Origin of the sequence: Sandarakinorhabdus sp., assembly GCF_041689835.1 — a bacterium.
Lineage (GTDB): Bacteria > Pseudomonadota > Alphaproteobacteria > Sphingomonadales > Sphingomonadaceae > Sandarakinorhabdus.
Genome location: NZ_JBDNFM010000256.1, coordinates 1 through 8391, shown reverse-complemented (window position 1 = coordinate 8391; position 8391 = coordinate 1). Strand labels below are relative to the sequence as shown.

The following is an 8391-nucleotide window of genomic DNA, read 5'->3' as shown; positions in this document are numbered from 1 at the left end:
GCGGCAGCAGAAGCGGTGTGGCTGGCGAGCGGGCTGGCAGCAGTGCTGGTGGTGTTGAACGTCAGCCGGAGCCTGGCTGGATTGTTCGAATTCTTCATCCTGGTGGCGACATCGGCGATGTTGATCGGCTATCTGGCTGTGGCGCTGGCGGCGGTGAAATTGCTGGGCGGCGCGCTGCGGCTGGTGGCGGTGGGGGGCAGTGCCTATGCCGTGTTTGCGCTTTATGCCGCCGGGCTGGAGCCCAATTTATGGAGCCTGGCACTGCTCGCGGCGGCGTGGCCGATGCTGATTTACACGCGCAGCCGGCGGTAGCGCCGGTCCGAGAGAATCTCGCGCGCGGCGTTGTGGCCGGGTGCGCCCGTCACGCCGCCGCCGGGATGCGCGCCGCTGCCGCACAGATACAGGCCCTTTATCGGCATGCGGTGATCGCCGTGGCCCAGCACCGGGCGGGCGGCCCATAATTGATCCAGGCTGATGCGGCCGTGGAAGATGTCGCCGCCGATCAGGCCGAATTTGCGTTCCAGATCCAATGGCGAGTGGATCTGGCGCGCAATGATGCTGGCCTTGAAATTGGGGGCGTGGGCGGTGACCGTGTCGATGATGAGATCGGCTGCGGTTTCGCGCACGTCGTCCCAGCTTTGGCCGCCGGGCAATTTGGGGGCGAACTGCTGGCAAAACAGGCTGGCGACGTGCGCGCCGTGTGGGGCGAGCGTATCATCCAGCGTGGAGGGGATGAGCATTTCCACGATGGGTTGGCGTGACCAGCCGAGCGTTTTCGCGTCGGTGAAGGCGCGGTCCATGTAATCAAGGCTGGGCGCCATGATGATGCCGGCGCCCAGGTGAGGCCCGGGGCCGGGCAGCACGCTGAATTCCGGCAATTGGGACAGCGCGACATTCATGCGGAACGTGCCCGATCCGCAAGCATAGCCATCGATGGCGCGAGCGAAATCGGCGGGCAGATCGGCGCGGTCAACCAGTTGGCGGAACAGCAGGGCAGGCCCGGCAGTGCTGGCGATGATTGGCGCATCGAACACGCGGCCATCTTCAAGTGTGACGCCGTGCGCCTTGCCGTGGGCGACGTTCACCCGCGCCACGCGCTCTTCCAGCCCGACGGAGACGCCTTCGCCGGCGCAAGCCTTGGCCATCGCCTGAGTGATGCTGCCCATGCCGCCGATGGCGTGGCCCCACGCGCCCTTCACGCCGTTCACCTGCCCGAACACATGGTGAAGCAGCACATAGGCCGAACCCGGCGTATCCGGGCTGGCAAAATGGCCGACGATGCTGTCGAAACCCAGCACCGCCTTGATCGGATCGCTTTCGAACCAGCCATCCAGAAATTCACGCGCGCTGCGGGTGAACAGATTGAGCAGATCGCGCTGCTCCTCGGTGCTCAGCCCCATCAGCGGCCAGCCCTGCACGGCGAGCGCGCCCAGCGCCTTGAGCCCGCGCCCCGGCGGCGTCAGCAGCGCCAACCGCCGCATCTGATCGGCCAGCACCTCCAGCCGCGCATCATAAGCGGGCAGGGCGGCGGCATCCTTGGCGGAAAAGCGCGCAACCTCCGCCTGCGTCTGTCCCGTGCCAACCTTCAGATAATCCCCGTCGAGGGGGAGGAAATTATTGAGCGGGCGCAGCACGATCTTCAGGCCATGCCCGGCTAGGTTCATGTCCGCCGCCACTTTCTGTTGCAACAGCGAGACGGTATAGCTGGCGGTGGAATTGCGGAAACCGGGCGCGAATTCCTCGGTCACGCACGCTCCGCCTACCACATCGCGTGCTTCGCAGACATGCACCTTGAGGCCGGCGCGAGCGAGATAGAAGGCCGTCACCAGCCCATTGTGGCCGCCGCCGATGATGAGAGCGTCGTATTGCATCGCTGCCTTCCTTGCCCGCCGCAGCATCCCGTTGCAACCTTCGCCGCATCCGCTATGCGAGGGAACAAGGGGCAGGCGGGGAGGCCGGGTTTTGGGCGTTGAATCAGAGACAGTTGCAGACGTGATCGATCCGAAGCGGGATCGGCTGGTAATCATCGCCAGCAGCCTGGGCACCGTGTTCGAATGGTATGATTTCTTCCTGTATGGCATCCTCGCCAGCCTGCTGGGCAAGTTGTTTTTTGCCACCGGCAACCCCACCACCGAACTGCTGTTCAGCTTGTTTGCCTTTGCCATCGGGTTTTTCTTCCGGCCGCTGGGCGCGCTGGTGTTTGGCTGGTTTGGCGACAAGGTGGGGCGCAAATACACATTTTTGATCACCATCGCGATGATGGGCGGGGCGACGGCGTGCATCGGCTTGCTGCCCACGTTCGAACAGGCCGGCATCCTGGCCCCCATCCTGCTGCTCGTGCTGCGCACGCTGCAGGGGCTGGCGCTGGGCGGTGAATATGGCGGGGCGGCGATTTATGTCGCCGAACACGCGCCGCCGGGCAAGCGCGGCGCCTATACCAGCTGGATTCAGGCGGCGGCGGCGGGCGGCTTCATGCTCACGCTGGGCGTTGTGCTCTCCACCAAGGCGATCATTCCCGAAGCTGAATTTGCGGCCTGGGGCTGGCGCATTCCGTTCCTGATGTCGATCCTGCTGCTTGCCATCTCGCTGTGGGTGCGGCTGAAACTGGCCGAAAGCCCGGTGTTTCAAAAGATGAAAGCGGCGGGCACCACGTCGAAAAATCCGTTCAAGGATGCGTTATCGGCGCCGGGCAACAAAGGGCGCCTGCTGGTGGCGCTCGCCGTGTCGGCCGGGTTCACGGTTATTTTTTACACCAGCCAGTTCGGCACGTTGTATTTCCTGCAAAATACCGCCCGCCTGCCCGAACGCGAGGCGCTGCTGTATCTTGCCGTCGGCGTGCTGGTGTCGGCGCCGGCCTATATCTATTTCGGCGGGCTTTCCGATCGTTATGGCCGAAAACAGGTGCTGGCCGCCGGCTTTGCCATCACGCTGGTCGCGCTGTTTCCAATTTTTCAGCTGATGGCCAGCGGCGCCAACCCGGCATTGTCCGAAGCGATGGCGACTGCGCCGGTTACCGTCGAGCTGCCGGAGTGTGAATACAACGTCTTCCTCAAACAGGAAGCCGAATGCGGCAAGGCGCTGGAATGGCTCACGAAACGCGGCGTATCCTATGAAAAGTCCGATGCGCCGGTGCTGGCGATGAACGTGGCGGGCACGCGGCTGGAGGGTTTTGACAAGGACAAATGGGGCGCTGCGCTCAATGCCGCCGGCTGGCCCGAAAAGGCCGACCCGCAGCGCATCGTGGCGTGGAAACTGCTGCTGGCGGTGATGGCAATCGGGCTGCTTTCGGGGTGGACTTATGCGCCGATTGCCGCCGTGCTGGTGGAGATGTTCCCGGCGCGCGTGCGCTACACCTCGATGTCGGTGCCCTATCACATCGGCACGGGGTATTTCGGCGGGTTCCTGCCGGTGATCTCGCAATATATCGTGGTGAGTACCGGCGATGTGTTTGCCGGGCTGTGGTACACGATCGTGGTGGTGGTGGTGGGCCTGGTGGTGATGCTGCTGTTCCTCAAGGATTCGCGCCACATCAACATCAACGATTGAGCGGGGAACGCACATGACAGGACCCCAAGGGACAGGGCCGCTATCCGGCTATCGTATCGTCGATTGTTCGCAGATCGTATCCGGGCCGATGGCCTGCCAGATGCTGGGCGATCAGGGCGCGGAAGTGATCAAGGTCGAAAGCCCCGGCGGCGATCCGGTGCGCGGGCTGGGGCCGCGCAAGGCCGATCTGTCGAGCATGTTCATCGCCGTCAACCGCGGCAAGCAGGGCCTGTGCCTCGATCTGAAATCGCCCGATGGCCTGGCCGTACTCGAACGGCTGGTGGCCACGGCCGATGTGCTGGTCGAAAATTTCCGCCCCGGCGTGCTGGCCCGGCTCGGGCTGGATTGGCCGCGATTGCAGGTGATCAATCCGCGGCTGATCTATTGTAGCATCACCGGCTTTGGCCCCGACGGACCGTATCAGAATGTGCGGGTTTATGATCCGGTCATCCAGGCGGTTTCGGGCATCGCGGCCTCTCAGGTGGACAAGGAAGGCACGCCCGGCCTCGTCCGCCATCTGGTGGCCGACAAGGTGACGGCGCTGACAGCGGCGCAGGCGATCACCGCGGCCCTGCTGCGCCGTGAACGTGCCGGTGCAGGTGCGCCCGGTGAGCGCGTGCAGGTGGCGATGCTGGATGCCGCCGTCGCCTTCAACTGGCCGGATGGCATGTATAATCACAGCTTTTTGGATGATGCGCCGCGCCAGGTGCCGGAATATGGCGCGCAGATGCGGCTGTGGACGGCGGCCGATGGCCAGGTGGCGATCGGCGCGTTGCAGACGGCCGAATTTTCCGCGCTGTGCCGCAGCCTTGGCCTCGAATCCCTCGCCGACGATCCGCGCTTCCAATCGTCGGCCGGGCGCATCACGCACCAGCGCGAATGGGCGCCGCAGGTTTCAGCCGAAATCGCCCGCCGCAGCCGCGCCGAATTGATGGACGGGTTTGTGCAACAGGGCGCAGTCGGCGGCCCGGTGGTGCATCTGGCCGACGTGCCGAACGATGCCCAAGTGCAGCACAACCGCATCTGTATCGAGGTGGAACACAGCCCCGTCATTGGCCGCGTGCGTCAGGCGCGGCCGCCGGCGCGCTTTGGCACGCCGCTTGCTGCCCCCGGCCCGGCGCCGCATCTGGGCCAGCACGGCCGGCAGATTCTTGCCGCCTTGGGTTACGACGCTGCCGCCATTGCCGTTCTTGTGGATAAGGGTGTCCTCAAGGGTTGAAGGGCCTATCGCGCCCGGCACGGTTCTTGCATCATCTGCGACAAGGTTGACTTTGGGGTGCGCTGATTCTGCCATTGCGTCTCCAACACGCGCTACCCATATCAGCCAGTACAAAGCGAGGCTCAAGGTTTCGCGACGGAGACGACATGACCAATCAAACCCTGCCCGTGCTGCCGCTGCGCGATATCGTGGTGTTCCCGCAAATGATCGTGCCGCTGTTTGTGGGGCGTGAAAAATCGGTGGCGGCACTCGAAGCGGCGATGAACGACGGCCGCACCGTGTTCCTGCTCAGCCAGAAAAACCCCGGCGATGAAGATCCCGGCGCCGATGAGCTGTATGACGTCGGGACGCTGGCCAACGTGCTGCAACTGCTCAAGCTGCCCGATGGCACGGTCAAGGTGCTGGTCGAAGGGCAGAGCCGCGCCTCGTTGGTCAAGCTCGATGCCAGCGGGCCACATTTGATGGCTGAAGTGGCCGAACGCCCGGACGTGGAGCGCAGCGAGACCGAGGTCGCGGCGTTGCTGCGTTCGGCGCAAACCCAGTTCGAACAATATATGAAGCTCAACCGCAAGGTTGCGCCCGAAATTGCCAGCCAGATCTCGGCCGTTGAAGAGCCGGGGCGTTTTGCTGATACCGTCGCGGCCAATCTGGGCCTGAAGATCGCCGACAAGCAGGCGCTGCTGGCTGAGCCGGACGTGGGCTTGCGGCTGGAGAAGATCTTTGCCTTCATGGAAGGCGAGATGGGCGTGTTGCAGGTGGAGAAAAAAATCCGCAACCGCGTCAAGCGGCAGATGGAAAAGACCCAACGCGAATATTATCTCAACGAACAGATGAAGGCGATCCAGCGCGAGCTGGGCGAAGCCGACGAGGAAAAGGACGAGATTGCCGAGCTTGAAGGGCGGATCCGCACAGTAAAGCTGTCGAAGGAAGCCCGCGAAAAGGCGCTGGGCGAGCTCAAGAAACTGAAGGCAATGTCGCCGCAATCGGCGGAAGCCACGGTGGTGCGCAACTACCTCGACACGCTGCTGGCCCTGCCGTGGGGCAAGAAATCCAAGATCAAGAAAGACATCGTGGCCGCGCAAGGCGTGCTCGATGCCGATCATTTTGGCCTCGAAAAGGTCAAGGATCGGATCATCGAGTATTTGGCCGTGCAGGCGCGCACCAACAAGCTGAAGGGGCCGATCCTGTGCCTTGTCGGCCCGCCCGGTGTTGGCAAGACCAGTTTGGGCCGCAGCATCGCCAAGGCGACGGGGCGCGAGTTCATCCGTCACAGCCTGGGCGGCGTGCGCGACGAAGCCGAAATCCGCGGCCACCGCCGCACCTACATCGGCTCGATGCCCGGCAAGATCATCCAGAATCTGAAGAAGGCCGGTACCTCCAACCCGCTGTTCCTGCTCGATGAAATCGACAAGCTGGGCCAGGATTTCCGCGGCGATCCGGCATCGGCGCTGCTTGAGGTGCTCGACCCCGAACAGAACAAGGCTTTCAACGACCATTATCTCGAGGTCGATTACGACCTGTCGGACGTGATGTTCGTGACCACCGCCAACAGTTACAACATGCCCCAGCCGCTGCTGGACCGCATGGAGATCATCACGCTGTCGGGCTATACCGAAGACGAGAAGGTGGAGATCGCCAAGCGCCATCTGATCGACAAGCAATATGAAGCCCACGGCCTGAAGCAGGAAGAGTTCAGCGTTGGCGAAGACGCGCTGCGCGATTTGATCCGTTATTACACCCGCGAAGCCGGGGTGCGCCGGCTGGAGCGCGAGATCGCCAAGCTGGCGCGCAAGGCGCTGCGCCGCATCCTCGAAGGCAAGGCGACCAGCGTTGCGGTGAATTCGGACAATCTGGCCGAGTTCGCCGGGATTCGGAAACATCGCTATGGCCTGGCCGACACCGAAGACCAGATTGGCGCTGTGACCGGCCTGGCCTGGACGGAAGTGGGCGGCGACCTGCTAACCATCGAGGCTGTCACCTCGCCGGGCAAGGGCACGATCAAGACCACCGGCAAACTGGGCGACGTAATGACCGAATCGATTTCGGCGGCGCTGTCGTTCGTGCGGGCGCGGGCACCGCATTATGGCATCAAGCCCAGCGTTTTTGAAAAGCGGGACATCCACGTCCACGTGCCGGAAGGCGCAACGCCCAAGGATGGCCCTTCGGCTGGTATTGCCATGGTCACCGCCATCATCTCCACCCTCACCGGGGTGGCGGTGAAGCGTGATGTGGCAATGACCGGGGAAGTGACTCTGCGCGGCCGCGTGCTGCCCATCGGCGGCCTGAAAGAGAAATTGCTGGCAGCGCTGCGCGGCGGCATCACCATGGTGCTGATCCCGGCGGAGAACGAAAAGGACCTCGCCGAAATTCCCGATAACGTGAAGCAGGGGATGACAATCGTGCCCGTATCCCATGTGGATGAAGTGCTGGCGCTGGCTTTGACCGAGCCGTTGGTGGCGATCGAATGGACCGAGGCTGATGAGAAGGCCGTTCTGCCAGCCGCCGTGGTGGCCAGCGAACCGGCAGTGCGGCACTGACAATCGCCGGGAAACTTGCGCTAATCGGACGGGCGGGGCTTTACAGCGCCGCCCGCCTCGCCTAATCCGCCGATCCGGCACAACGGCGCCGGGCAAGTGGGCGCGTAGCTCAGCGGTAGAGCACTGCTTTCACACGGCAGGGGTCACAGGTTCAATCCCTGTCGCGCCCACCACTTGCATCCCCCCAAAAACAGACGTTATCCATGTGCGCCGAAGTGGTTGGCAATGGCGATGCTGATCAGCGGGATCAACTGCGCCGCCTGTGCAATCGGTTCGATGAAGCGGCGCTGGATGCCGGCATAGGCCTGGGCATCATCCTCTGGCCAATCGGTTGCCTCATCCATGCGGTAATCCGCCAGATCGGGCGCAGCCACCGGGAAGGCGCGCTTGAGCTGGACGAGCGCTTCGTCCACCCGCAATGACAGCACCATATCAAGCACATCGTCGCGGCTGATATCGTTGCGGCGGGAAAAGGCCGGAATTTGGGCAGCGCGCAAAAATAGATGCTGCATCAGCGCCAGCCGCAGCGCGTGCAGCACGCCCAGTGTGCGCCTGGTGCCTTCGGTGCCGGGGTCGGGCAGCGAAGGTTCGGGCAGATACGCCAGCAATTGCCGCAGCTTGATATTGTCCACCCGCAAGCTGGAGGCGAGGCGGCGGAACTGGCCGGAACGGTCGTCGTCCACCAGTTTTTCCGCCAGCGCCAGGCAGGGCCGGGCCAGGCTGTCTTCGGTGCCGCGATAGGGGCGTGTGGCCCAATAGGCGCTGTTGAACAGCTCGCCGTAAGCGGCCACGGTCTTGATGCTGGCGATGGCGTTGGCAGCTTCAACCAGCCCCAACAGTTGCCGTCCGCGCGCGGAGCCGTGTAGCAGTGCGGCCAGCGATTCCTGCGCGTCCGCTCCGGCGCTGCCAACCCCGGCCAGCACGTTCACCGGATAACCCAGTTGTTGCAGGACGGCGTTGTGCGGGATGGCGCGGATGGAGCGCAACGACGCCTCGCGGTCGCTGCCGATATCGGATTGGCGTTTCAGCCGGCGCGATCCGGTGACGGGGATCAGGCCCAGGCCGAACGCCGTGATGGCGCGGGCATAG

General features: G+C 63.7%; 4 protein-coding genes, 1 tRNA gene and 2 pseudogenes. 5 read left to right on the top strand and 2 right to left on the bottom strand.

The window, feature by feature from the left end; genetic code table 11:
- Nucleotides 1-312: pseudogene (locus tag ACESL8_RS13030) on the top strand (amino acid permease); the annotation flags it as partial.
- Here ACESL8_RS13030 and ACESL8_RS13025 read toward each other — a convergent pair.
- Nucleotides 291-1871 (bottom strand): phytoene desaturase family protein, encoded by a 1581-nt coding sequence (locus tag ACESL8_RS13025; protein ID WP_372919536.1) that lies wholly within the window; start codon nucleotides 1869-1871, stop codon nucleotides 291-293. The pseudogene ACESL8_RS13030 and the gene ACESL8_RS13025 overlap by 22 nt on opposite strands.
- 121 nt (nucleotides 1872-1992) lie before the next feature.
- Here ACESL8_RS13025 and ACESL8_RS13020 point away from each other — a divergent pair, with 121 nt between their 5' ends.
- The 4 genes from ACESL8_RS13020 to ACESL8_RS13005 all read left to right on the top strand — a co-directional run bounded on the left by ACESL8_RS13020 (nucleotide 1993) and on the right by ACESL8_RS13005 (nucleotide 7475).
- Nucleotides 1993-3546, top strand: coding sequence for an MFS transporter (locus ACESL8_RS13020; protein WP_372919534.1), 1554 nt, complete (start codon nucleotides 1993-1995; stop codon nucleotides 3544-3546).
- 13 nt (nucleotides 3547-3559) lie between these two features.
- Nucleotides 3560-4765, top strand: a complete 1206-nt coding sequence (locus ACESL8_RS13015; protein ID WP_372919532.1) for a CaiB/BaiF CoA transferase family protein — start codon at nucleotides 3560-3562, stop codon at nucleotides 4763-4765.
- A gap of 146 nt (nucleotides 4766-4911) precedes the next feature.
- Entirely contained in the window at nucleotides 4912-7302 is a 2391-nt protein-coding gene (lon, locus tag ACESL8_RS13010) for an endopeptidase La (protein WP_372919530.1), read from the top strand.
- 98 nt (nucleotides 7303-7400) lie between these two features.
- A tRNA-Val gene (locus tag ACESL8_RS13005) sits at nucleotides 7401-7475 on the top strand.
- Between the two features lie 24 nt (nucleotides 7476-7499).
- Here the strand turns inward: ACESL8_RS13005 and ACESL8_RS13000 are convergent.
- Nucleotides 7500-8391, bottom strand: a pseudogene (locus ACESL8_RS13000) (phosphoenolpyruvate carboxylase); the annotation flags it as partial.